Genomic DNA, 24,255 nt, shown 5'->3' on the forward strand with positions numbered 1-24,255 from the left:
CCCGGCCCGCACAACAGGTTCGCCCATGAACTCTCGTCCGATGACACACCGCTTCGAGGATGCCCGCATCCTGATGTACAGCCACGATACGTTCGGTCTCGGCCACCTGCGCCGCTGTCGCACGATCGCCCATTCGCTGGTCGAGGATTATCGCGGCCTCAATGTCCTGATCATCTCCGGCGCCACCATCGCCGGCGCCTTCGACTATCGGGTGCGGGTCGATTTCGTCAAAATCCCCAGCGTCATCAAGCTGCGCAACGGCGAATACACCTCGATGAAGACCCATACGGATCTCGGCGAGACGCTGAAGATGCGCCAGTCGATCATCCGCCACACCGCCGAAACCTTCGATCCCGACATCTTCATCGTCGACAAGGAGCCGATGGGCCTGCGCGGCGAGGTGGAGGAGACGCTCGCCTATCTCAAGGCGCGCGGCAAGACGCTGGTGCTGGGCCTGCGCGACGTCATGGACGCGCCGCACCTGCTGGAAGCCGAATGGAAGCGCGGCGACGTCCTCAACAAGATCGCCAAATTCTACGACCGCGTCTGGGTCTACGGCCCGCCGGATTTCTACGATCCGCTGGGCGGCATGGACGTGCCTGCGGCCGTGCGGGCGAAGATGGATTTCGTCGGCTTCCTGCAGCGCAGCGTCTCGTCGCTGCCGGCGCCCGAGCACGTGCCGCGCGGCGATTACATCCTGGTGACCACCGGCGGCGGCGGCGATGGCGAGGATCTGATCCGCGACGTCATCCGCGCCTATGAGGCAGACCCGACCCTGACCCACAAGGCGCTGATGGTGCTCGGCCCATACATGCCCGCCCACCAGCGCCAGGAGATGATGGAGAGCGCGGCAAAAATCCCCTACATCGAGGTCATCGAATTCGACAACCGCATGGAGGAGCTGATCGCCGGCGCCAGCGCCGTGGTGGCCATGGGCGGCTACAACACCTATTGCGAGATCCTCTCCTTCGACAAGCCGGCGCTGATCATCCCGCGCGTCATGCCGCGCGAGGAACAGTTGATCCGCGCCACCCGCGCCGCCGAACTCGGCCTGATCGACATGCTGCATCCCGACGAGGCCGGCGATCCCTTGCGCGTCGCCGCCGCCTTGAAGACGCTGCCCGACCGCAAGCCGCCCTCGACCGGCGCCGCCGGTGGTCTGCGCCTCGAAGGTCTGCCGAACATTTCCCGCATCGTCGGCGAATGGCTCGAAAACCGCGAGCACGGCAAGCTGCAGGTCATCAAGGGATAGAAGCGTGCAGCCGGACAGGAAGATCATCGTGGTGCTGAAGGGCTATCCGCGCCTTTCGGAAACCTTCATCGCGCAGGAATTGCGGGGGCTGGAAAAGGCGGGCTTTACGCTGTCGCTGGTGGCATTGCGCCGTCCGACCGACAAGAAGCGTCATCCCGTCCATGACGAGATCCGTGCGCCGGTGCATTATCTGCCGGAATATCTGCATGAGGAGCCGCTGCGCGTTTTTCGCGCGCTGCTCAAGGCGCGCAGGCTGCCGGGGTTCAAAAAGGCCTTTTCCGCTTTCCTGTCCGATCTCAAACGCGATTTCACCCGCAATCGCGTCCGCCGCCTCGGCCAGGCCGCCGTGCTCGCCGCCGAATGGCCCGACGATGGGCAGTGGCTGCATGCCCATTTCATCCACACGCCGGCCTCGGTGACCCACTATGCCAGCATGATGACCGGTACGCCCTGGACCTGCTCGGCCCATGCCAAGGACATCTGGACCTCGCCGGACTGGGAGCTGGAAGGCAAGCTCGCCGCCAATCGCTGGACGGTGACCTGCACCCGCAGCGGCTATGAGCACCTCAAGACCCTCGCCAACGGCCATGGCGCGGTCCATCTGAGCTATCACGGCCTCGATCTCGACCGCTTCGGCCACAACCGGACCCCGCGTCCCGACCGCGACGGCAGCGACGGCGCCGATCCCGTCACCATCCTCAGCGTCGGCCGCGCCGTGCCGAAAAAGGGCTACGACATCCTGCTCAAGGCCTTGGCGCGTCTGCCTGCCGATCTTCACTGGCGCTTCGACCATATCGGCGCCGGCCCGGAAACGGCGGCGATGAAGGCGCTGGCGGAAGAACTCGGCATCAGCGAGCGCCTGCGCTGGCAGGGCGCGCTCGACCAGAAGGATGTTTTGGCCGCTTATCGCAACAGCGATCTCTTCGCACTCGCCTGCCGCATCACCGCCGATGGCGACCGCGACGGGTTGCCGAACGTGCTGGTCGAGGCCTCCAGCCAGAACCTGCCCTGTATCTCCACCAATATTTCCGGCGTGCCGGAACTGATCACCGACGACGAGAACGGTCTGCTGGTTCCGCCGGAGGACCCGGAGGCGCTCGCCGCCGCGCTGGAACGCGCCATCCGCGATCCGGGCTTGCGCCGCCGTCTGGGTCAGGCCTCGGAGGCGCGGGTGCGCGCCCATTTCGACCATCACGCCAGCATCGGCCAACTGGCCGGCCTCTTTCGCCAGGAGTGGAGCGCATGACATCCGCGACGGGCCGCGGGCCAAAGGTGTTCTTCTACGTCCAGCACCTGCTCGGCATCGGCCATCTGGCGCGCGCCAGCCGCATCGCCGCCGCCATGGTCGAGGACGGGTTCACGGTCACCATGGTAACGGGCGGTACGCCGGTTGCAGGCTTTCCCGGCCCGGGCGTGAACCATGTGACGCTGCCCGCCATCGTCTCCGGCGATACCGGCTTTTCCGGCATCGCCGACGAGCACGGCAATCCCGTCGACGACGCCTTCAAGGCGCGGCGCACCGCGCTGCTGCTGGAAGCCTTCGCGACGGCGAAGCCCGATATCGTCATCATCGAGGCCTTCCCCTTCGGCCGCCGGCAGGTGCGCTTCGAACTGCTGCCGTTGCTCGACGCCATCGCCAGGGCCGAGCCCAAGCCGAAACTCTTGACCTCGCTGCGCGACATCCTGCAGGAACGGTCGAAACCCGGCCGCGACGAAGAAACCGTAACGCTGATCAACGGGCATTTCGACCATGTGCTCGTCCATGGCGACCCAAGCTTCATCCGCATCGAGGATACGTTTCCGCTGGCCAACGAAATTGCCGGCAAGGTCATCTATACCGGCCTCGTCGCCGCTCCGCCGCCGGCACCGCCCGCCGAGCGTTTCGATATCGTCGTCTCCGCCGGCGGCGGCGCGGTCGGGCGCGATCTGGTGCTTGGCGCCCGCGAAGCGGCGCGCACGCTTCCCCGCCTTGGCCGCTGGTGCCTGATCGCCGGCCCCAACCTGCCGCAAGCCGATTACGAGGCGCTGACCGCCGACCTGCCCGAGGGCGTCGAGGTCTTCCGCTTCCGCAAAGATTTCGCCAGCCTGCTGGGCGGGGCGCATCTCTCGGTATCGCAGGCCGGCTACAACACCGTCTGCGACATCCTGCGCGGCCGCTGCCGATCGCTGCTCATCCCCTTCGCCGCCGGCGGCGAGACCGAACAACCGACCCGCGCCCGCCGTCTCGAGGCCATGGGCCTCGCCCGTATCCTTGCCGAGACGGAGGTGAACCCGCAGACCCTCGCCGACGCCATCCGGGCGGCACATGCCCTGCCCGCGCCGCCGCCCTACACGCTCGATCTCGACGGCGCCCGCCGCACGGCCGCGATCCTGCGCGAACTGGCATAGCGGCAAAACCGCCACGCGAACCCGTCGAATTCGCCGCCGCGACGCAGGCGGCTTACAGCCGGCCGAAAACTTGATATGATTTCGTCCCCGGCCCCAAGGGCCGGGCGAGTCGAAAGCCTGCCGGCTCGAAGACGACAGACGGAGCTTTTACCGCTTGACCCCCTCCATGGACCAAAGACTCGGCCACTATATCTGGACCCATACCAAGCGGCAGCAGATCTGGATTCTCTTCATCGTCGCCCTGTCGATGATCCCCTATTTCCTGTCCTTCGACCTGCCCAAGCAGATCGTCAACGGCCCGATCCAGGGCAAGGGCTTCGAGACCGCCGGCGCGACGCAGACCTTCATGCGCATCGATTTCGACATGCCGCTCCTCGGCCATGTCGTGCTGTTCAACGGGCTGGAGCTCAACCGGCTGCAGACGCTGTTCGCGCTCAGCCTCGTCTTCTTGCTGCTCGTCGTCATCAACGGCCTGTTCAAGCTCTATATCAATACCTACAAGGGCCGGCTCGGCGAGCGGCTGCTGCGCCGCATCCGCTTCGAGCTGGTCGACCGGATCCTGCGTTTTCCGCCGAGCCAGTTCAAGCGCGTCAAGGGCGCCGAGCTCGCCAGCATGATCAAGGACGAGGTCGAGCCGCTCGGCGGTTTCACCGGCGATGCCTTCGTGCAGCCGGCCCTGCTCGGCGGCCAGGCGCTGACGGCGCTGATCTTCATCTTCATGCAGCATTTCTGGCTAGGCATGGTGGCGGCGATCATCGTCGCGGTGCAGGCGGTGCTGATCCCGCGCATGCGCCAGCGGCTGCTCGTCCTCGGCCGCCAGCGCCAGATCACCGCCCGCGAACTCTCCGGCCGCGTCAGCGAGATCGTCGAGGGCATCGCCACCATCCACGCCTACGACACCTCGAATTACGAGCGCGCCGACATTTCCGCCCGCCTCGGACGCATCTTCAAGATCCGCTACGATCTCTACCAGTGGAAATTCCTGGTCAAGTTCATCAACAATTTTCTCGCCCAGGTGACGCCCTTCCTGTTCTACTGCATCGGCGGCTATCTGGCGCTGAACGGCCGGCTCGACGTCGGCCAGCTCGTCGCCGTCATCAATGCCTACAAGGACCTGCCGGGACCGCTGAAGGATCTGATCGACTGGGACCAGACGCGCCAGGACGTGCAGGTCAAATATGTACAGGTGGTCGAGCAATTCCAGGTCGACCGTATGATGGACCCGTCGCTGCAGGCGCTGTCTAAGGCTGCGGGCGATTCCCGCCACCCGCTGGCCGCGGTCAACCTGTCGCTGGTCGACGACAGCGGCGCGCGCCTGATGGAGCGGGTGTCGCTGCAGATCGCCAAGGGTGAGCGGGTGGCCATCATCGGCGGTGAGGCGCTGGCCGAAGCCGCCGCCCGCATCCTGGCCCCGGAAGCCGGCCGCATCGCGCTCGGCGGCGACGACATCTGGGATCTGCCGGAATCGCTGACCGGCCGGCGTATTTCCTATGCCGCCAGCGACGTCTACCTGTTTTCCGGCACGCTCGGCGACAACCTGTTCTACGGGTTGAAGCATGCGCCGTTGAAGCCGCCCACCTATGACGGCGAGGCCGCCATCGATCACAAATGGGCGCTGACAGAGGCAAGGCTGGCCGGCAACCCCGAATACGACATCAAGGGCGATTGGATCGACTATGCCGAGGCTGGCGCCGATGGTCCGGACAAGCTGTTCCGTCCGGTGCGGGCCGTGCTCGATGCCGTGCAGCTTTCCAACGATATCTTCGACCTGGCGCTACGCTCGACCTTCGATCCCGCCCGCCATCCCCAGCTTGCCGACCACATCGTCGACATGCGCAGCGCGCTGCGCGACGAACTGGAGCAGGCGGGCCTGCGCGGTCTCGTGTCGATGTTCGAGGCCGATTCCTACAATCGCGAGGCGACGGTGGGGGAAAACCTGCTGTTCGGCACCGCCACCGGCCTGAGCCTCAAGGGTCGCGCCATCGGCCAGAACCCCTATTTCCGCTCGGTCATGGACCGCACGGGCCTGGGACCGCGCCTGTTCCGCATGGGCTACGAGATCGCCGAAAACGCCGTCGAACTCTTCGCCGACCTGCCGCCGGACCATCCCTTCTTCCAGCAGCTCACCTTCATGACCCCGGACGACATTCCGGAATACCAGCAACTGCTGCAGAAGCTGCAAGGCAAGAGTTTCGAGGAGGCCAGCGACAAGGATCGCTACAAGATCATCAAGCTGAGCTTCGCCTATATCGAACCCCGCCACCGTTTCGGCCTGCTGAACGACGAGCTGATGGCCAAGATCGTCGAGGCTCGCCACATCTTCCATGACAACCTGCCGGAGGAGCTGGAAAGCGAATTCGAGCGCTATGACGCCGAAAAATACATGGCATCGGCCAGCCTGCTCGACAACGTGCTGATCGGCCGCATCAGCCACAAGCATGCCGATGGCGCCGAGCGGGTCCGGGCCATGGTGCGCAATGTCGTCAACAAGCAGGGGCTTTACGACGACGTGCTGGCGGTCGGGCTGGATTTCGACGTCGGCGCCGGCGGACGACGCCTCGCCGTCACCCAACGCCAGAAGCTCGGACTGGCCCGCGCCCTGATCCGCCGTTCGGACTACTACCTCTTCAACCGGCCGCTACCCGGCCTCGACCATCGCCTTCAGGACGATATCGTTCACCGGGTGCTCGAACTCGTCGATCAGGCGAGCGAAAAACCGGCGCTCATCTGGGTGCTGTCCAATCCGTCGCTCTCGGGGCAGTTCGATCGCGTGGTGGTTTTTGACCGCGGTGTGTTGACAGCGGACGGTCCACCCGAAACACTGGCGGAAAAAGCGCAAGGACGGAAAGAACGCGTGTCATCTTGAACGGCTAGAAGCGGTTCAGGCAAAGCGCGACAGGCGTTTTGCCGGACTTGCAGAAACGAAGAGGCGGGAGCGGATCGATTGAGGATCCGAGGATGATGAACACCATGCTGCTCAAAGACGAAGTGCAATCGCTCAAGCAAGTGCCGCTGTTTGCGGGCATTCCGCCGGCAAAGCTGAAGCTGCTTGCCTTCACCTCCGATCGGGTCAGCTATGGCGCCGGCGAAGTTCTGTTCCGGCAGGGCGATATCGGTGACGCCGCCTATGTCATCCTCTCCGGCAGCGCCGAAATCCTCGCCGATTCTCCCAACGGCCCGATCAAGATCACCGAACTCGGCACCAATTCCATCGTCGGCGAGATCGCCATCCTCTGCGACGGCGTCCGCACCGCCACCGTCATGGCCGCCATGCCGATGGAGGCCCTGCGCATCCGCAAGGAAATCTTCCTGAAAATGCTGGCGGATTTCCCCGAAATCACCATCGAGGTGTTGCGGGTGCTCGCCGAGCGCCTCAGCCACACCACGTCCGAACTGACCGAGGCCCGCAGCCGCCAGCGCAATTCGTGACGCCGGAACCGCGTCACGCCGTTTCACAAAGCGTATCGCCGCGCCCGGTTAAGAATAAAATCATCTGGGCGGTCGTATCGTCTGTCGGCTGGATGGGGGGAACACGATGTCGAATGGAAACGTGCTGGTCGTCGGGGGCGCGGGCTATATCGGCTCCCATACCTGCCTGACGCTGGCCGAGCACGGCTTCACCCCCGTCGTCTACGACAATTTCTCCAACGGTCACCGTGAATTCGTCAAATGGGGGCCGCTTGAGGAGGGCGATGTCCGCGACCGCGCGCGGCTGGCGGCTATTTTCCGGCAGTATCAGCCGGTCGGCGTCATGCATTTCGCCGCGCTGATCGAGGTCGGGCAATCGGTCAAGGAACCGGCGGCCTTCTACGACACCAATGTCATCGGAGCGCTGAGCCTGATCGCCGAGGCCAGGGCGGCGGGCATATCGGCCTTCGTCTTCTCCTCCACCTGCGCCACCTACGGCCTGCCGCAACGCATGCCGATGGACGAGACGCATCCGCAAGCACCGATCAACCCCTATGGCCGCACCAAATGGATCGTCGAGCAGGCGCTGGGGGATCTCGATCGCTACGGCGGTTTCCGCTCGGCGATCATGCGCTACTTCAATGCCGCCGGCGCCGATCCCGAGGGGCGCATCGGCGAATGGCACGAGCCGGAAACCCATGCCATCCCGCTGCTCATCGATGCCGCACTCGGTCGGCGTCCCGGCTTCACCGTCTTCGGCACGGATTACGACACCCGCGACGGCACCTGCGTGCGCGATTACATCCATGTGCTCGACCTGGCGGATGCGCATGTGCGGGCGCTGCGCTACCTGATGGAAGGCGGCGCCTCGACGGCAATCAATCTCGGAACCGGCACCGGCGTGACGGTGCGTGAGTTGATCGGTGCCGTCGAGGATGTCTCCGGCGCCGGTTTTCCGGTGACCTTTGCCGGGCGGCGCGAAGGGGACGCACCACTTCTGGTCGCCGACAATGCCCGGGCGAAAACCGTGCTCGGCTGGGAGCCGAGGCATGACCTGCACGCCATCGTCGAAACCGCCTGGAACTGGCATCGCAGGTCGAACCTGCTGGGCGCGCGCGCCGGCAATTGACAGGGCGGAGCGGGCTTTCTAGCAAGAGGCATGAAGATCGCCTTTTACGCGCCGCTCAAATCGCCTTCGCATCCCGTGCCCTCCGGTGACCGGCTGATGGCGCGGCTGCTGATCGAGGCGATGCGGCGCGCCGGCCATATCGTCTTCGCCGCCTCTGAACTGCGCAGCTTTACCGCCGCAGCCGATGACCCCGCCGATGCGGATATCAGGGCGGCGGCGCTGGACGAAATCGAGCGGCTTTCGGCGCTTTGGCAGGCGCAGGGTGCGCCCGATGTCTGGTTCGCCTATCATCCCTACTACAAGACGCCCGACCTGATCGGCCCGGCGCTCTGCCGCCGCTTCGGCCTCGCCTATGTCACGGCGGAGGCCTCCTATTCGCGGCGGCGCAACCTCGGGCAATGGGCACGCGCGCAGGCCGAGGTTCTGGAGGCGGTGCGGCTGGCGGCGGTGAATTTCTGCTTCACCGCCCGCGACCGGCAGGGACTGGAACAGGTCGCGCCCGAGGCGCGCTTCGCAGCGCTTGCGCCCTTCCTCGATACCGCACCCTTCGCGGCCGTCACGCCGCATCCGCGCCCCGGCCAACTGATCGCGGTCGCCATGATGCGGCCGGGCGACAAGATGGCGAGCTTTTCCATGCTTGCCGACGCGCTCGACCGGATCGCCGACGAGGACTGGACGCTGTCGATCGTCGGCGATGGAAAAATGCGGGGCGAGCTGGAGCGGCGTTTCGCCGGTTTCGGGCCGGAGCGCATACGGTTTCATGGGGAGCGCTCGGCGGACGAGATCGTCGCCCTTCTCGGCGACAGCGCGCTCTATGTCTGGCCGGGCTGCGGCGAGGCCTATGGGCTGGCCTATCTGGAAGCGCAGGCGGCCGGCCTGCCGGTGGTGGCGCAGGCGACCGGCGGCGTGCCGGAGGTCGTGCGCGCCGGCGTCACCGGGCTGTTGACGCCGGAGGGCGATGTCGCTGCCTATGCGGCGGCGGTGCGGCGCCTATTGCGCGATGACGCCCTGCGGCGGGAGATGGCCGGCGCGGCGCGCGCCTTCGTGCTCGGGGAGCGGTCGCTCGACCGGGCCTCGGGCGTGATCGACGATTATCTGGGAAAGGCGATGGCCGGGCAATGAGCATGACGCAAGCATTCACGCCGTTGATGCGGGAACTGGATCGCTGGCAGGCGGCGGGACGCATCGCCGATTTCTGGCTGCGCGACGACGACGCCACCGAACCGTCGCCGGCACTCGACCGGCTGCTGGCGCTCTGCGCCGGACACGGCGCGCCGGTGACGCTCGCCGTCATTCCCGCGCCGACCGGCGACGCGCTGGTGCAACGGCTGGCGACAGCGCCGCTGGCGGAAGTCGCCGTGCATGGCTGGGCGCATGTCAACCATGCGCCGCCTTCCGAGAAGAAGCAGGAGCTGGGCGGGCATCGCCCGGCATCGGTCGTGCTCGCGGAATTGCAGCAGGGCTTCGCGAAGCTGCAGGGCCTGCATGCCGCCCGCTTCGCGCCGCTTCTGGTGCCGCCGTGGAACCGCATCGACCAGGCATTGCTGCCGGAACTTGGCGGCCTCGGGTTTCGCGCGCTGTCCGTCTTCGGGCCGGAAAAAGGCGGGGCGATGCTGGAGATCAACACCCATGTCGACCTGATCGACTGGCATGGCACGCGCGGCGGCCGGCCGCCCGAGGCGCTGGTGGCGGAGATCGTGGCGCGGCTTCAGGAGATGGAAACCACCGGCGGGGTCATGGGCTTCCTCACCCACCATCTCGTCCATGACGAGGCCGCCTGGGCATTCTGCGCGGCTCTGCTGTCGATCACGGCGGGGCACCCTGCCTGCCGCTGGCGCAGGGTGGCGGAGTTCACAGATCGATGACCTGACCGTCGCGGCCGGCGAAGGCGCCGGGGAAGTCGGCCTGGGCCTGTTTCTCGATATCCAGCAACTCGTCATCGGTGCGCGCCGGCAGGTGATGGATGAAGCCGACGCTTTTGGTCTGGGCCAGTTTGGCGAGGCGAACGGCCTGCTGCCAGCTCGAATGGCCGTAGCCGCGATAGCGCTCCATCTCGCTGTCGAGATAGGTGCAGTCGTAGAGAAACAGGTCGCAACCGTCGATCAGCTTGAGGACGACCGGATCGAAGATATCAGGCGTATGCTCGGTATCGGTGACCATGACGACGCTGCGGCCGCCCCATTCGACACGATAACCGACCGCGCCGCCTGGATGCACGAGATTGGCGGTCCTGATGGTGATGCCGGGGCGCGGATGCAACACATCGCCGGGATGGAAATCGCGCGTCTCGACGCGGGCGGAACAGATATCCGGCTCGACCGGAAACCATGGCGGCCGCATCAATTGCCGCACCATTTCGCGCGTGGTCATCTTCGGGCCCATATGGCCGGACCACAACGTCACCGCGGCGCGCGATTTGTAGAGCGGCACGAAATAGGGCAGGCCGATGACGTGGTCGTAATGAAAATGCGAGAAGAAGATATCGATATCGGCGACACCTTCGGCCAGCAGCGCGTCACCCGCCTCGCGCAGGCCAGAGCCGGCGTCGAACAGCAGCCGGTGCGGCCCGCATTGCATCTCGACGCAGATCGTGTTGCCGCCGAACGCCCGAAACTGCCGTCCCGAAACAGGCAGGCTGCCGCGTGTGCCCCACAATCGAATACGAAATGACTTGTCGCTCACGCTTGCCTACTTCCCCGTCGCCCTTTGCCTCGTTCGCGCGTCAGGAGCCCGATCCGCGTCGAAAGCACCATCCGCTTCTCCGGGCGGAAAACCGCCGCGCGCGTTTTCCGGACATGCTTTAGCCGCGCAAAGGTGCCGCTTTCCTTGTCCTCACGCAAAATCCTCGCGCATTGTCCGCGAAACGCTCTACCATCCCTGCCTTAAGACATCATTGTTTGGACCGGCCAAAATCCGGTCATCTTCAATATGATAGACAATGTCTCGCCGTTATGCGAGTCGCGAAATCATCTGCGATTCCTCCGCTCAGCGAGCGCGGCGGAGGGATTTCAACTCCATCAGCACCACCAGGAAGATGGCCGCGATGATGCCGAGGACGACGACGGCCGGCGCGACGAGGATCATCGGCGGCCGGGTTGAGACAAGCGGCGCGACGGCGGCGGAGACGATGCGCACATTGTCGTTCGGCAGCAGCGCCAGCTCGTAGGTTTCCTTGTTGCGGCTGAGAAGCTGCTGGTAAAGCTCGCGATTGGCGGTCGCCTCGCGTTCCAGCGCGGCGAGTTGCACCTTGGCGGCGTCGGTGCGCGAGATCGACTTCGCCAGTTCCCGCACCTGGTTTTCAAGCTGCGCCTGCTTTTCGGCATTGACGTCGCGCTCGGATTTGAGCTGGCCGACCATGCGCTGGCGCTGCTGGGCGATCTGCGCATCCAGCCCGTCGATCATGTGCTGGGTTTCGGCCAGACGCGGATGGCGCGGGCCATAGGTCAGGGTCTGCTGGTCGCGCTGCTGCATCAGCGCCGCCCGCTGGCGGCGCAGATAGGAAAGCTGTTCGCTTTCCTCGTCGGTCTGGCCGGGCGTGCGGGTATAGGTACCGGTCGCCTTGCTCTCGTCATAGCGCGCCTGCGCCTCCTCGGCCGCGCTCTTGATGGCGGCGAGCTGCTGGCTGATGTCGCTGAGCTGGCGCGTCTGCACCGTATTCTGCTCGTCGAGATAGACGATGTTGTTGTCGGCCTTGAAGCGGGCGACGGCCTCTTCCGAGGCGTTGACCTTGCTGCGGATCTCCACCAGCCGGTCCGACAGGGTGCGGACGGCGTTTTCGGTGGCGCGGCTGCGCGAGCCGTTCTGGGTTTCGGCAAAGGCCGTGGCGACGCCGTTGGCGATGCGCGCGGCTTCGGCGCCGCTGCGATCCTTGGCGGAAATTTCCACCAGATAGGTGGCGCCCATGCGTTCGGCGGTGACCGCCTTGCGGAATTTCGCCAGCGCCTTGAGGTCGTCGACGCTGCCGGTCCAGCTCGCGCCGTTCGGCAGCAGCTTCAACCGTTCCAGAAGGTCGATCAGGAACCCGTCCGAGCCGACCACGCGCACCATGCTTTCCAGCACCGCGGCATCGGTGCCGATCGCCGGCAGCACCTCCTGCTGCAGCGTCACCTTCTCGTCGCGCGGATCGATGAAGACGATGGCCGAGGCCTTGAACGGAAAGGGAATGAAATAGATGGCGGCGAGCGCCAGCGCCGAAAACACCGCCGCGATGACCGCGATCGTCAGGTCGCGGCGCAGGATGAGTGCCAGCAACGCCCTCGGATCGAAAAACCCGTCGCGCGGCGGGCCGGGCGGCGGTGGCGCAGCCTCGCGCGGCGGCCGCTCTTCCTTCTCCTCGACGGCGGGCCGGGCTGAGGCGGCGGGCGGATTCTCGATGTCGCGCGCGCTCAGCCGCTCCCGTTTTCCGGGCGCGTTCCATGACCGCACAGGTCTGCCGGGCATATCCCAAGCCGACATCCAAAAAGGCTCCTCGTCGCAGGCCCGCGGACGGGCTTTACCGAACGTAGAGGGAATTGTTAAACCTGCGGTTAACCAAACGGTGACCGCAGGCAACTAGACTGCGGGCGGGATCAACCGGGAGCGGCAGGCGCAATGGCGAACGTGTCCATACGGCATGACGGGCCGCAACGCGCCGCTGGCACGGCGCCCGAAACGGACAGGCCGTTGCTCGAGACAGCGATCCGCGCCCTGGCGACCGTCGCCGGCGCGCTCTTCATCGTCGCCCTGCCGCTGGTCGCCAATGCCGCCCATTCCGCGCTCGGCCTGCTGACGCTCGCCGCCCTCGTCATTCCCTGTGCATTGCTGTCGCCGGCGACCCTGGTCGCCACCATCTTCTGCGGCTTCATCTTCCAGAACACCATCGTCTCGATGCTCACCGGCTGGGTGGCGACGAAGGCCGAGTTCGACATGATGCGCGCCTATAATTTCTTTACCGTCTGCATCGCCTGGGCAACCGTCGCCTCTCAGTTTCTGGCCGGTCGCCTTCCCGGCCAGCCCGCCCTGATGCCGTTCCTGAAAGCCTCCGTCGCCGCGCTGGCGTTGATCGGCGTTTATTTTCTGCTCGGCTTTGCGTTGTACGGCACGCTGGCGATCGTCAACCTGCGCAACATCGCCACGCCGCTCCTGCTGTTCCAGATCAGCGTCGTGCTGTTTGCCAGCTTGCCGCTGCGGCCCGGGCCCGCGCTGACGCTGATCGGCCTGCTGCTGCTGTTCTGCGGCCTTGCCGAATTCCTGTTTCGCAACGACTGGCTGGTGCTGACCAACGGCGCCGCCTACTGGAACCTCACCACCGGACCGAACTGGGCGACGCTCGCCCTCGACAAGCAGGTGCGCGAGACCGGCCTTGTCGCCGGCGGCCTGCTCGACACGTTCCGCATCAGCCTGTTCAATTCGCCGCTGTTCGCCGATCTCGATATCGCCATGCTGCGCCTGTTCGGTCCGAACATGCATGCGATCAGCTTCGCCTATTGCCTAGCCTTCTTTTCGCTGTTCACGCTCTATCGCGGCCGCATGCTGCAGGCGCTGGCCTTTATCGTGCTGCTGGTGCTGGCCAGCGCCAAGGGGCCGGTGCTGGTCTTTCTGCTGGCCGGCGTGAGCTGGATCGTGTTCCAGTTGCTGGGCAGCCGCGTCGCACTGGCGCTGCATCTCCTCGTGCTTGCCGTCTATGCCGTCAGCGGCGTGATCCTCGGCATGCGCATCGGCGATTTCCATGTGCTCGGGCTGATGGCGGGCCTTGCCGAATTCGTCGCCAATCCGCTGGGGCGCGGCATCGGCGCCGGCGGCAACCTGTCGCCACTGTTTTCGACCATCAACTGGTACGAGGCCCAGGCCGTGGGACGCACGCCTTTTCCGGTGGAAAGCTCGGTCGGCGTGCTGCTCTACCAGATGGGCATCGCCGCCTTCGCGGTCATCGGCGTCTATGCCTGGATCGCCTGGCGGCTGCTGGCGCTCGCCCGCTTCACCCGCAATGCCCTGCATGCCGCATTCGCCTTCGCGCTGATGGCGCTGATCGTCAACGGCCTGTTCCAGGAAGAGGCCTATTTCGCGCCGCTGGCGCTCTCCATCTACATGGCGCTGGCCGGCATGATGCTCGGCGCCGGCGTGCGCACCGGTGCGATCGGCGGCCCGCAATTTACGGTTAAATAGCCACGATCCCGCAGCTATAATGCATCCAGCGCGTTTCTTTTAAGCCAATCTTACCGGTTTGACGTTTGCATGGGTCCAATCGGCATGCCGCCGGCAGGGATTGCGGGCAAGGGCATGCACGCAACCGGAAGACTGAAGGCGCTTCGCCCGCGGGGATCGTGGCGAGAGCGCCGTAGGGAGTTGGAAGATCATGGCGGTTCGCGGCACGACACGCCCCACGCGCCTGCTGTTTGTCCAGACGCAGGCGGAAATGGCGGGTGCGCAGGAAATCTCCCGCATCCTTGGCGAGGCGCTGGCGCGCCCCGGTCCGGCCGGCGAGCCGGCCTATGACGTGCATCATCTGTTCCTCTACCGGAAATCCGCCGGCTGCGACGATTTTCCCAACGCCCATTTCGCAGCACGGGAGCGGCCGGGAAATCCGCTGGCCAAGGCCGCCTTCTTCGCCCGTCTGGCACTGATGATGCGCGCGATCGGCGCCGATGTCGTGCTGCCCTTCCAGCATTACGGCAATATCGTCGCCGGACCGCTGGCGCGCCTGATCGGCACGCGCCGCATCATCGCCAACCATGTTTCTGCGCCGGCGACGATCAGCGGCACCGTGCGCCGCCTCGACCGGCTTCTCGGCCTGGCCGGCGCCTATGACGTGATGACGGTCAATTCGCAATCCACCTGGCGCGACTACATGGCCTATCCCGAGCGCTACCGCCGCCGCATCGTGCATGTGCCGCACGGCTTCGCGCGCAAGACCGCGACGCTCGACAAGGCCGCCGCCCGCTGTGCGCTCAACCTGCCGGAAACGGCGGCGCTGCTCGGAACGGTGGCGCGACTGCATCCACTCAAGCGCATCGACCTTGCCATGAAGCTGCTGCCCGGCAATCCAGACCTGCATCTGGCGATCGCCGGCCAGGGGCCGGATGCCGACCGGCTGCAGGCGGTCGCCGCCACCCTCGCTATCCGCGACCGGGTGCATTTCCTCGGCGAACGCCGGCCGGACGAGATCGGCCTGCTGCTTGCCAGCCTCGATGTCTTCGTCTTTCCCAGCGAAGCCGAAACCTTCGGCCTCGCCGCCGTCGAGGCCGCCGATGCCGGCATCCCGGTCGTCTCTCACGATATGCCGGTGATGCGCGAAGTCCTGCAGGTGGAGGGGGCGCCTTGCGCCCTGTTCGTCGATGCCGCCGATACCGAAGCCTTTGCGGCCCGGGTGCGCAGGTTGCTTATCGACCGCGCCGAATACGACCAGCTGTCCGCGCTCGGCCGGCAGCTTGGCGCTGCGCATTCGCTGGAGGCGATGGTCGCCAGCTATCGCGCCCTGATCGAAGGTACGGCGCCAGCGGGCTGGCCGCTGCCGCAGCCCGCACGGACGGGAAAAGCGGCATGAGTGCGCCGCCACACCTCTCGCGCATCGCCATCCTCGTCGAGCGGGATGCGTTGTCGCTGTGGGTCATGGCGCTCGCCAAGTCCTTGGAAAGCCGCATCGGCGCGGAGATCGCCGTCGTCGTCAGCGATCTCGCCGGCGGCTCCGGCGAACCGGCCTTCGGCACGCTGCTCAACCTCGAAACGCTGGTGGTCCGGCGCGGCCGCGCCTGCTGGTCCGACCGCATCACCCCCGATTGCCTCGGCAAATACCGCCAGCGCGCTATCGGCGCGGCCGACCTGATCGTCGATCTGACCGCCGCCGGCGTCGCCTCGCCCTCCATCCCGATCCTGCGGCCGACTTTCCAGGATCGGCTGGGCGAAGCCGGGCTCGCCGGCTTGCTGCTGCTCGGCATCACTCCGGAAATCGTCGTCGAGCGCATGGAACCCGGCGGCGATGCGCCGCGGGAACTGGTCCACGGCGTCGCCTCGCTTGAAGCCGCCGCCGGAATCGGCGGCGGAATGGAAGCCGTCTGGTCGCGGCTGCTGCTGATGCTGCTTGCGGCCATCGAGAAGCGCGGCATGGTCTCGCCGATGCGCGAGCCGCCGCAGAAGCCGGCGCGCGCCGTGCGCCGGCGCGATCTCGTGCGCTACAGCGCCCGGCTTCTGGCCGCAACCGCTGCCCGCGCCGCCTATCGCCTCTGCTTCCACGGGCCGCACTGGCGGATCGGCTGGCGCATCACCGATGCCGCCAACGATGTCTGGAATCGGCGCGACCTCGCCGGCGTCACCTGGAACGTGCTGCGCGATCCCGTCGACCATTTTTATGCCGACCCCTTCCCGTTCATCCGCGATGGCCGGCGCCACATCTTTTTCGAGGCGCTGGACCATCGCACGCAGAAGGGCATCATCGCCTGCTCGGTCTTCGGCGCGGACGGCAAGCCCGGCCCCGCCGTCCCAATCATCGAGGAACCATGGCACATGTCCTATCCCTTCGTCTTCGAGGCGGAGGGAGCAACCTGGATGATCCCGGAATCCTCTCTCAGCGGCGAAATCACGCTGTACCGCGCCACCGATTTTCCGCTGCGCTGGGAGCGCCATGCCACGCTGGTCGACAATGTCGAGGCGGCGGATGCGACCATCGTCTCCCATGGCGGCAAGCTGTGGATGTTCGCCGTCACCCGCCAGGACATCGGCGGCTATTCGGATACGCTGGCGATCTGGATGGCCGATCGCCTGACTGGCCCGTGGCGGCCGCATGGCGGCAATCCGGTGCTGATCCACGACCGGCTTGCCCGCCCCGCCGGCCATATGCTGCATCGCGACGGCGCTCTGCTGCGCCCGGTGCAGGATTGCCGCAATGGCTACGGCGCCGGCTTGGGGCTGGCGCGCATCACCCGGCTCGACGAGGAGCATTTCGAGCAGGTCGTCGAGACCTGGTTGAAACCCGGTCCCGGCTGGCCTGGCCGCAAGTTGCACACGCTGAACCGCTTCGGCGATCTCGAAGTCATCGACGGCGGCGTCTTTCGGCCGAAATGGGAAAGCGCCGCCCGGCTGATCGACCGGCTCTACGAGCCCGTCTCCACCACACCGCAACCCGTCAGGGCTTGACGATCCCGGTGAGCGCCTCGACGACGCCGGCATCCGGCAGGTGGGTCCGCGCATCCATCAGGCTGAAGCCGTCCTGAAAATCCCAATGGGTCCAGCCGATGCAGCGGTCGCGCGCCAGCCGCGCGACGAGGCCGAGCCAGACGAGCCGCGATTCCCGTGGCGATGCAAAGGTCAGCGCCCCGAATTCGTTGACGATGACTGGCCGGTCGTTGCGCTTAGACCAGTCGGCCATGGTGTCGAAAGCACCCGTCAGCAGCGCCTCGTCCCAGGGCGTCTGCAGCGAGCGGGCCAGTTGCTGCGCCGCCTCCGCATGGCCCTCGGCCTTCAACTCGGCAAGCTGCCGGCGCACCGCCGGCGTCTCGCGCGTCGCCGGGAAAGGCAGGCCCTTCAGGAGACGCAAGGGGTCGTCCAACGGACCCCAGGTCAGGCCCTGATGGGTAAAGGCGAAGGGGTCGTAATAATGGACGGCATACACGACGTTGCGGTCTGCGAAAGGCTGCATGCCAGCCAGCATCTCGTGCCGCTGCGGCCCGGAGGGGCCGACGATGACCGTATGTTCGGGCAGATCGATGCGCAATTGCCGGATCAGCCGGTCGGCGGTGCGCATCCACACCGCCTGGTCGATCTCCGGTTCGTTGAGCAGTTCGATGGCGACCCTCTGGGGATCGAGGCTGCGCGCCACCGGTGTCAGCCGTTTCCATAGGGTGGAGAGCCGCCGGAAACCGCCCTCCGGGTCGGCAGCGAATTGCGGCCCGATGTCGCCGCCGGCATGCAGGTCGAGGGAAACGGCATAATCGAGGCTGATGAGGAAGATCGCCTGGTCGTAGATCGCAGAAAGATAGGCGGCGGCATCCGCGCCCTCCAGCCGGCTGTGATCGATCGGCAGGCGGATATGGGTGAAATCGTCGGCCCGCAATGCCCGCAACTGCTGCAGTGTCGGGTGGCGCTCGGCTTCCGGCGCATCCCAGCCGGTGAGGTTCACGCCGCGCTGCAGGGCCTGCAACAGCGACGGATTGGGGAAATCCGGCAGAGCGCATTCCGCCGCCCCGGCCGCGCTTGCCAGCGGCATCAGCCACAGGATGGCGCCAAAAATCCTAGTCCGAATTGCGCAGGAGAGCATAGATTGCGACCGGATTGGTAACCAGGTAACGCCGCGCCAGCCGGCGCGGCTCCAGACACATGCGATGCAGCCATTCCAGCCCCGCCTTCTGCATCCAGAGCGGCGCGCGCGCATTCTTGCCCGACAGGAAATCGAACAGCCCGCCGGCGGTTTTCACCACGCCGACGCCGGTGAACCGGTCGAGGTTGCGCTTGACGAAGGCCTGTTCCAGCGGAAAGCCAAGGCCGATCCAGAGAATATCCGGCCGCGCCTCGCGAATATCCGCCACCACCCTCTCCTCCTCTTCGGGGGTAAAATAGCCGTTGCGGCGCCCGGCGAAGGTCAGCCCCGGATAGGCGGCGCGCATCGCCTCGACGGCGCGGCGGTTCACCTCTTCGCTGCCGCCGAGGAAATAGAAGGAGACACCCTCGCTTTCGGCCCGGCGGGCCACGGCATGGACGAGATCCGTGGTCGCCACCCGCTCGCTGATCGGCGTCGTGGAGCGCATGCGCGAGATCAGCACCATCGGCATCCCGTCGGCATGAATCTCGTCCGCCTCGTGCATCAGCGCCCGAAAGCGCGCATCGGCGCGACACATGGCGATCACCTGGCCGTTGGCCGAGGTGGAATAATAGGGACGTGGCGCGCCGTCGCGCGCGGCCAGCGCATGGGCGATGAAACTGTCGGCGGCCGCATCCATCGACACCTGGGCGATCTGCAGCCCTCCCAGCCGTACACTCGGCGGGCAGCGGGGCGCGGGCCCTGCCGATCCGTTGTCCTCGTTCATAGCCCGCAGCATCTTTCCCAGCCTTTCACGGAGGGCATCCGTATCGTCTCAAATCCAGTCCCAACCATACAGGCCATACAGCGACAAGAACAAACATGCTCGCATGCGATGGTTAATTTTACCGCCGCAACCTATGGGAGCCGCCAGTTTTCCCCCGTCGTGCGGCCGATTCAGGCCAGGCTGTCTCGCCGCGACACAGGAAACATGCTCCCTTCCGGGACGAAAGGCCTGTCCCGACACCGGCTGGTCGCCATCATAACATCGAAAAACGCGCCAGGCGAGGCAACTCTTCGAGGAAGCCTTAACCATGCGCGGCGGAATGGGGGCGGGCGCCTTCTTGCCCACGGGTCGGAAGCATGAGCGTAGAATGTCGCAGACAGGCTTCAATTCCCCGGGAACAAGCCCTAGAATTCGCGGCAATATCATAAATGGGGTCTCATCAGCATGGCAGAGTTTCCGCAAAAGGCGAAAGTCGTCATCATCGGCGCCGGCGGCATCGTCGGCGCATCTATCGCGCATCACCTGATCGAGCGTGGATGGGACGACATCGTCGCCATCGACAAGTCGGGCATTCCGACCGATATCGGCTCGACGGCGCACGCCTCCGACTTCTGCTACACCACCAGCCACGACTACCTGTCGGTCTGGACAACCCAGTACTCCATCGACTTCTTCGAGAAGATGGGCCACTACGCCCGCATCGGCGGCCTGGAAGTGGTGCGTACCGGCGATGAAGCCTGGATGGAGGAAATCAAGCGCAAGCTGTCCTCCGCCAAGGCCTTCGGCACCCGCGCCCATTATGTCTCGCCGGCCGAGATCAAGAAGATGTTCCCGCTGATCGAGGAAGACCAGGTAATGGGCGGCATGTTCGACCCCGATGCCGGCCTGGTCATTCCGCGCTCGCAGACGGTCGCCGGCAAGCTCATCGACGCCGCCGAAAAGACCGGCAAGCTTGCCGCCTTCGCCAACACCCCGGCGCAATCGCTGATCGTCGAGAACGGCCGCATCAAGGGCGTCGTCACCCATCGCGGCACGATCATGGCCGATCACGTCGTCGTCTGCGCCGGCCTCTGGGGCCGCCTGATCGCCGAAATGGTCGGCGAAGATCTGCCGGTCATGCCGGTCGACCATCCCTTGACCTTCTTCGGTCCGTACAACGAATTCGAAGGCACCGGCAAGGAAATCGGCTTCCCGCTGCTGCGCGACCAGGGCAATTCCGCCTATATGCGCGATACCGGCGACCCGAAGACCACCGAGGGCGGCCAGATCGAATGGGGTTATTACGAGACCGACAATCCGCGTCTCTGCCATCCGCGCGACCTGCTCGAAAAGCATGAGGCCCGCCTGTCGCCCTCGCAGCGCGACCTGGAAATGGAACAGATCCTCGCGCCGCTCGAACGCGCCATGGAACTGACGCCGATCCTCGGCGAACTCGGCTACAACGAAGGCCATTCCTTCAACGGTTTGTTGCAGGTTTCGGCCGGCGGCGGCGCATCCTGCGGCGAGAGCCAGAAGGTGCGCGGCCTGTGGTATTGCGTCGCCATCTGGGTCAAGGACGGCCCCGGCTACGGCAAGCTGATCGCCGACTGGATGACCGACGGCCGCACCGAGATCGACCATGCCTCGATCGACTATGCGCGCTTCTATCCGCACCAGTTGACGGAAGAATTCATCGAAAACCGCTGCCGCGAAGCCGCCCAGAAGATCTACTTCCCGGCGATCCATCCGCGCGAACCCTATGCCACCAGCCGCAACGTCAAGCGCTCGCCCTTCAACGCGCGCGAGAAGGAGCTTGGCGGTTACTTCATGGAACTCGGCGGCTGGGAACGCGCCCACGGCTACGCCGCCAACGAGCATCTGCTCGAAAAATACGGCGACCGCGTACCGGTGCGCGAAAACGAATGGGACAACCGCCATTTCTGGCGCGTCTCCAATGCCGAGCATCTGGCGATGAGCGAGGATTGCGGCATCGTCAACCTCTCGCATTTCCACATGGTGGATATCGAGGGTCCCGACCATGTCGAGCTCTTGGAATGGCTTTGCGCCGCCAAGATCGGCGGTGACGCCAATATCGGCAAGGGCATCTATACCCACTTCCTCGACGACGAGGGCATGGTGCGCGCCGACTTCACCGTCTTCCGCATGGCCGATCGCTGCCGCCTCGTCAACGGCGCCGATGCCGGTCCGCGCGACTTCCATTACATGAAGCGCGTCGCCGAGGATCGCGGCCTCGACGTCACCATCACCGACGTTTCGGAAAAGTTCATCACCATCGGCATCTGGGGCCCGAATGCCCGCGAGACGCTGAAAAAGGTGGTTGCCGATCCCGCCGGCCTCGATGTCGAAAACTTCCCCTTCGCATCGATCAAGCAGATCGAGATCGCCGGCAAGCCGGTCACCGCCTTCCGCATTTCCTATGTCGGCGAGCAGGGCTGGGAGCTGCACATGAAATACGAGGACGGCCTCGCCGTCTGGGATGCGCTGCGCTCCACCGGCGTCATGGCCTTCGGCGTCGAGACCTATGCCAACTCGCGCCGCATGGAAAAGAGCCTGCGCCTGCAGAACGCCGACCTGCTGACCCAATACAACCTGATCGAGGCCGATCTCGCTCGCCCGAAGGTCAAGGACGCCGACTTCCGCGGCAAGGCCAAGCATCTGGAATACAAGGCCCGCGACCACCAGCCGGCCATGCTCTGCACGCTGGTCATGACCGAAAACACCGACGCCAAGGGCGTGAAGCGGTATCCGGTCGGCTCGCTGCCGGTCATCGATCCGGACACCGGCGCGGTGCTGGTCGACGAACTCGGCCGCCGTTCCTACACGACCTCCATCGCCTTCGGCCCGACCATCGGCAAGAACATCGCGCTCGCCTACCTGCCCTGGTCGCATTGCCAGATCGGCCGCAAGCTGCAGGTCGAATATTTCGCAGAGACCTATCCGGTCGAGGTGGTCGGTATCGGCTACAAGCCGCTTTACGACCCGGAAAACCTCAAGCCCCGTACCTGATCGGGCAGTGCTATCGAACAGAAAGCGTCCGCCGCAAGGCGGGCGCTTTTTTCATGCGTGGAGGATTGGTCAGCCGAGGCCGACGCGCGACAGCGGCGGCAGGAAGACGCTGGTACGGCCGGCCGGTTCCGGGGCCGATGTCTCCCCGCGCAGGCCGGGCAGGTCGCCAAGCGGCATCGGCCGGCCGAAGAGATATCCTTGCATCTGGTCGCAGCCCAGCCGTTTCAGGCATTCGAACTGCTCTTCGGTCTCGATGCCCTCGGCGGTCGTTGCCATGCCGAGGCTGCGGGCGACGCCGATGACCAGCTCGACGATGGCGATCGCATCCGAACCGGTGGTGACGTCGCGGATGAAGGAACGGTCGATCTTGATCTTGTCGAAGGGAAAGCCACGCAGACTGCCGAGCGAGGAATAGCCGGTGCCGAAATCATCCATGGCGATCTGGATGCCGAGCCCCTTCAGGCTTCTGAGCGTCTGCAGCGTGTGTTCGTTGCGGTCGAGCAGCACGGATTCGGTGATTTCCAGTTCCAGCCGGCCGGGCTCGAGTCCGCCATGGGCGAGCGCCGCCATCACCTTCCGTTCCAGCGCCTTGCTGCGGAACTGCACCGGCGACAGGTTGACCGCGACCTTCAGCGGCGCCTGCCAGCCGGCGGCATCGGCGCAGGCGGTGTGCAGCACCCATTCGCCGAGCTCCTGGATGATGCCGGTCTCCTCGGCGACCGGGATGAAATCGGAGGGCGCCACCTGGCCGCGCAGCGGATGGTTCCAGCGCAGCAGCGCCTCGTAGCCGCTGACCGCGCGCGTGCCGGCATCGACCACCGGCTGGTAAAACACCTCCATCTCGCCATTGGCGAGCGCCTTTTGCAAATCGACCTCGAAGGAGGTGCGGTCAAGGATGCGGGTATGAAGCTCCGGCCGGAAGACGCAGACGCGTCCACGCCCCAGCCGCTTTGCTTCGTAAAGCGCGAGATCGGCATGCTTGAGCAGTTCGTCCGACCCGACACCCTCCTGCGACAGCGCCAGCCCGACGCTGGTGGCGACGGCGATCTCGCGCTCGGCCAGCAGGTAAGGCAGCGCGATCTCGGCGATCACCCGATCGGCGAAAACGCAAGCCTCGCGCTCCGACAAAGCGGCGCTGAGGATGATGAACTCGTCGCCGCCCAGCCGGCAGACGAGATCGCCGGGTTCGACCAGCCGCGACAGCCGCCCGGCCACCGCCCGCAACAGCGCATCGCCGGTATCGTGGCCGAGCGTGTCGTTGACGTTCTTGAAACCGTCGAGGTCGAGCAGCAGAATGGCGACATGGACCCCTTCCGCGCGGGCCGCGATGCGCGCTTCCAGTTGCTCGCGAAACAGCATCCGGTTGGGAAGCCCCGTCAGCGCGTCGTGATGGGCGGCATGAGCGAGCTTGTCGTTGCGCACCTGCAATTCGCCCGAGGCGATGCGCAGGTCGGCAGCCAGAACCTGCATGCCGTCATGGGCGCGGTTGAGCAGCCGGTTGTGATAAAGCAACAGGACGATCAGGCTGATGCCGCAGACGATCAGGCCGCCGGCCAGCCCGGTATAGATCCGGTGCAGCCGGGTCAGCGCCTCGTATTGCGTATCGATACGCTGGGCGTCGTATTCGGCGGCATAGGACGCCATGGCCGTCATGGCGCCATCGAGGTCGGCCATCTCGGCCAGCATGGCGCGCACGTCGAGCGGCGCGTCGCCATAGACCCCCGCCTCCAGCTTCGTCAGCACCTGATGCAGCCGGTCGAGCGTCTCCTGCTGGTGCGGATCGGCGTCGATCAGTTGCCGCAGCGTGCCGTGCTGGAGGATATCGAGCCGGCCGATCATGATGTCGAGGCGCAGCCGCACCTCGTCGAGCGTGCCGCTTTCGACGCCGAGCCCGTAAGCGGCCAGGCGATGCTCCAGCCGCATGTATTCGGACACCGACTGGCTCACCGCCCAGGAATCGTTGTGATGGGCGACGTTCTTCAGCATCGCCTGCCGCTGCGTGATCACATAGGCGATATAGCTTGTGGCGACGATAAAACAGACGATGACGATGGCGAGCAGTTTCTTCATGGCGCCAC

The 24,255-nt window shown here is 65.6% G+C and carries 17 protein-coding genes; 12 read left to right on the forward strand and 5 right to left on the reverse strand.

The window, feature by feature from the left end:
* The first annotated feature begins 40 nt into the window (after window positions 1-40).
* From P7F60_RS21185 to P7F60_RS21220, 8 genes are all read left to right on the forward strand, one after another.
* Window positions 41-1,252: a glycosyltransferase family protein gene (locus tag P7F60_RS21185; RefSeq protein ID WP_277919749.1), complete on the forward strand. Its 1,212-nt coding sequence runs from the start codon at window positions 41-43 to the stop codon at window positions 1,250-1,252.
* Window positions 1,253-1,256: 4 nt separating this feature from the next.
* Complete coding sequence (locus tag P7F60_RS21190) at window positions 1,257-2,498, forward strand: glycosyltransferase family 4 protein (protein ID WP_277919680.1); 1,242 nt, start codon at window positions 1,257-1,259, stop codon at window positions 2,496-2,498.
* Window positions 2,495-3,640: a glycosyltransferase gene (locus P7F60_RS21195; protein WP_277919681.1), complete on the forward strand. Its 1,146-nt coding sequence runs from the start codon at window positions 2,495-2,497 to the stop codon at window positions 3,638-3,640. Before P7F60_RS21190 ends, P7F60_RS21195 begins: the two co-directional genes overlap by 4 nt.
* 166 nt (window positions 3,641-3,806) lie before the next feature.
* Window positions 3,807-6,506, forward strand: coding sequence for an ABC transporter transmembrane domain-containing protein (locus P7F60_RS21200; RefSeq protein ID WP_277919682.1), 2,700 nt, complete (start codon window positions 3,807-3,809; stop codon window positions 6,504-6,506).
* A gap of 104 nt (window positions 6,507-6,610) precedes the next feature.
* Window positions 6,611-7,069 (forward strand): Crp/Fnr family transcriptional regulator, encoded by a 459-nt coding sequence (locus P7F60_RS21205; RefSeq protein WP_277919750.1) that lies wholly within the window; start codon window positions 6,611-6,613, stop codon window positions 7,067-7,069.
* 106 nt (window positions 7,070-7,175) lie between these two features.
* Window positions 7,176-8,177 carry a UDP-glucose 4-epimerase GalE gene (galE, locus tag P7F60_RS21210; RefSeq protein ID WP_277919683.1) on the forward strand — a complete coding sequence of 334 codons (1,002 nt, stop codon included), beginning with the start codon at window positions 7,176-7,178 and terminating at the stop codon, window positions 8,175-8,177.
* Between the two features lie 30 nt (window positions 8,178-8,207).
* Entirely contained in the window at window positions 8,208-9,299 is a 1,092-nt protein-coding gene (locus P7F60_RS21215; RefSeq protein ID WP_277919684.1) for a glycosyltransferase family 4 protein, read from the forward strand.
* Complete coding sequence (locus tag P7F60_RS21220; RefSeq protein WP_277919685.1) at window positions 9,296-10,042, forward strand: polysaccharide deacetylase family protein; 747 nt, start codon at window positions 9,296-9,298, stop codon at window positions 10,040-10,042. The genes P7F60_RS21215 and P7F60_RS21220 overlap by 4 nt, the downstream gene beginning before the upstream one ends.
* On the opposite strand, the gene P7F60_RS21225 is transcribed toward P7F60_RS21220, so the two are convergent.
* Together P7F60_RS21225 and P7F60_RS21230 are read right to left on the reverse strand one after the other, a co-directional pair.
* Window positions 10,029-10,859, reverse strand: coding sequence for an MBL fold metallo-hydrolase (locus tag P7F60_RS21225; RefSeq protein WP_277919686.1), 831 nt, complete (start codon window positions 10,857-10,859; stop codon window positions 10,029-10,031). The genes P7F60_RS21220 and P7F60_RS21225 overlap by 14 nt on opposite strands.
* A gap of 303 nt (window positions 10,860-11,162) precedes the next feature.
* A complete protein-coding gene (locus P7F60_RS21230) occupies window positions 11,163-12,632 on the reverse strand; it encodes a GumC family protein (RefSeq protein ID WP_277919687.1) in 1,470 nt (489 codons plus the stop codon).
* 135 nt (window positions 12,633-12,767) lie between these two features.
* Between P7F60_RS21230 and P7F60_RS21235 the strand changes: the two genes are divergently transcribed.
* The 3 genes from P7F60_RS21235 (at window position 12,768) to P7F60_RS21245 (ending at window position 17,285) form a co-directional block, all read left to right on the forward strand.
* Entirely contained in the window at window positions 12,768-14,321 is a 1,554-nt protein-coding gene (locus P7F60_RS21235) for a hypothetical protein (protein ID WP_277919688.1), read from the forward strand.
* A gap of 190 nt (window positions 14,322-14,511) precedes the next feature.
* Window positions 14,512-15,699, forward strand: a complete 1,188-nt coding sequence (locus tag P7F60_RS21240) for a glycosyltransferase family 4 protein (RefSeq protein WP_277919689.1) — start codon at window positions 14,512-14,514, stop codon at window positions 15,697-15,699.
* Window positions 15,696-17,285 (forward strand): hypothetical protein, encoded by a 1,590-nt coding sequence (locus P7F60_RS21245; protein ID WP_277919690.1) that lies wholly within the window; start codon window positions 15,696-15,698, stop codon window positions 17,283-17,285. The genes P7F60_RS21240 and P7F60_RS21245 overlap by 4 nt, the downstream gene beginning before the upstream one ends.
* Here P7F60_RS21245 and P7F60_RS21250 read toward each other — a convergent pair.
* A complete protein-coding gene (locus P7F60_RS21250; protein WP_277919691.1) occupies window positions 17,275-18,354 on the reverse strand; it encodes a cellulase family glycosylhydrolase in 1,080 nt (359 codons plus the stop codon). The two genes, P7F60_RS21245 and P7F60_RS21250, sit on opposite strands and share 11 nt — an antisense overlap.
* 25 nt (window positions 18,355-18,379) lie before the next feature.
* Window positions 18,380-19,084 (reverse strand): WecB/TagA/CpsF family glycosyltransferase, encoded by a 705-nt coding sequence (locus P7F60_RS21255; protein WP_277919751.1) that lies wholly within the window; start codon window positions 19,082-19,084, stop codon window positions 18,380-18,382.
* A gap of 531 nt (window positions 19,085-19,615) precedes the next feature.
* On the opposite strand from P7F60_RS21255, the gene P7F60_RS21260 reads away from it, so the two are divergent.
* Window positions 19,616-22,177 carry an FAD-dependent oxidoreductase gene (locus tag P7F60_RS21260; RefSeq protein WP_277919692.1) on the forward strand — a complete coding sequence of 854 codons (2,562 nt, stop codon included), beginning with the start codon at window positions 19,616-19,618 and terminating at the stop codon, window positions 22,175-22,177.
* Window positions 22,178-22,246: 69 nt separating this feature from the next.
* Here P7F60_RS21260 and P7F60_RS21265 read toward each other — a convergent pair whose 3' ends face one another.
* Window positions 22,247-24,247, reverse strand: a complete 2,001-nt coding sequence (locus P7F60_RS21265) for an EAL domain-containing protein (RefSeq protein ID WP_277919693.1) — start codon at window positions 24,245-24,247, stop codon at window positions 22,247-22,249.
* Window positions 24,248-24,255: the final 8 nt, after the last annotated feature.

Origin of the sequence: Rhizobium sp. YJ-22 (genome assembly GCF_029601685.1) — a bacterium.
Classification (GTDB): domain Bacteria; phylum Pseudomonadota; class Alphaproteobacteria; order Rhizobiales; family Rhizobiaceae; genus Metarhizobium.

What these genes read in the sequence shown, in the direction of transcription:
- P7F60_RS21185 (WP_277919749.1), top strand. Translation starts at nt 41, where the DNA reads ATGACACACCGCTTCGAGGATGCCCGCATCCTGATGTACAGCCACGAT.
- P7F60_RS21195 (WP_277919681.1), top strand. Translation starts at nt 2,495, where the DNA reads ATGACATCCGCGACGGGCCGCGGGCCAAAGGTGTTCTTCTACGTCCAG.
- P7F60_RS21200 (WP_277919682.1), top strand. Translation starts at nt 3,807, where the DNA reads ATGGACCAAAGACTCGGCCACTATATCTGGACCCATACCAAGCGGCAG.
- P7F60_RS21205 (WP_277919750.1), top strand. Translation starts at nt 6,611, where the DNA reads ATGCTGCTCAAAGACGAAGTGCAATCGCTCAAGCAAGTGCCGCTGTTT.
- galE (WP_277919683.1), top strand. Translation starts at nt 7,176, where the DNA reads ATGTCGAATGGAAACGTGCTGGTCGTCGGGGGCGCGGGCTATATCGGC.
- P7F60_RS21215 (WP_277919684.1), top strand. Translation starts at nt 8,208, where the DNA reads ATGAAGATCGCCTTTTACGCGCCGCTCAAATCGCCTTCGCATCCCGTG.
- P7F60_RS21220 (WP_277919685.1), top strand. Translation starts at nt 9,296, where the DNA reads ATGAGCATGACGCAAGCATTCACGCCGTTGATGCGGGAACTGGATCGC.
- P7F60_RS21230 (WP_277919687.1), bottom strand. Translation starts at nt 12,632, where the DNA reads ATGTCGGCTTGGGATATGCCCGGCAGACCTGTGCGGTCATGGAACGCG.
- P7F60_RS21235 (WP_277919688.1), top strand. Translation starts at nt 12,768, where the DNA reads ATGGCGAACGTGTCCATACGGCATGACGGGCCGCAACGCGCCGCTGGC.
- P7F60_RS21240 (WP_277919689.1), top strand. Translation starts at nt 14,512, where the DNA reads ATGGCGGTTCGCGGCACGACACGCCCCACGCGCCTGCTGTTTGTCCAG.
- P7F60_RS21245 (WP_277919690.1), top strand. Translation starts at nt 15,696, where the DNA reads ATGAGTGCGCCGCCACACCTCTCGCGCATCGCCATCCTCGTCGAGCGG.
- P7F60_RS21250 (WP_277919691.1), bottom strand. Translation starts at nt 18,354, where the DNA reads ATGCCGCTGGCAAGCGCGGCCGGGGCGGCGGAATGCGCTCTGCCGGAT.
- P7F60_RS21255 (WP_277919751.1), bottom strand. Translation starts at nt 19,084, where the DNA reads ATGGATGCGGCCGCCGACAGTTTCATCGCCCATGCGCTGGCCGCGCGC.
- P7F60_RS21260 (WP_277919692.1), top strand. Translation starts at nt 19,616, where the DNA reads ATGGCAGAGTTTCCGCAAAAGGCGAAAGTCGTCATCATCGGCGCCGGC.
- P7F60_RS21265 (WP_277919693.1), bottom strand. Translation starts at nt 24,247, where the DNA reads ATGAAGAAACTGCTCGCCATCGTCATCGTCTGTTTTATCGTCGCCACA.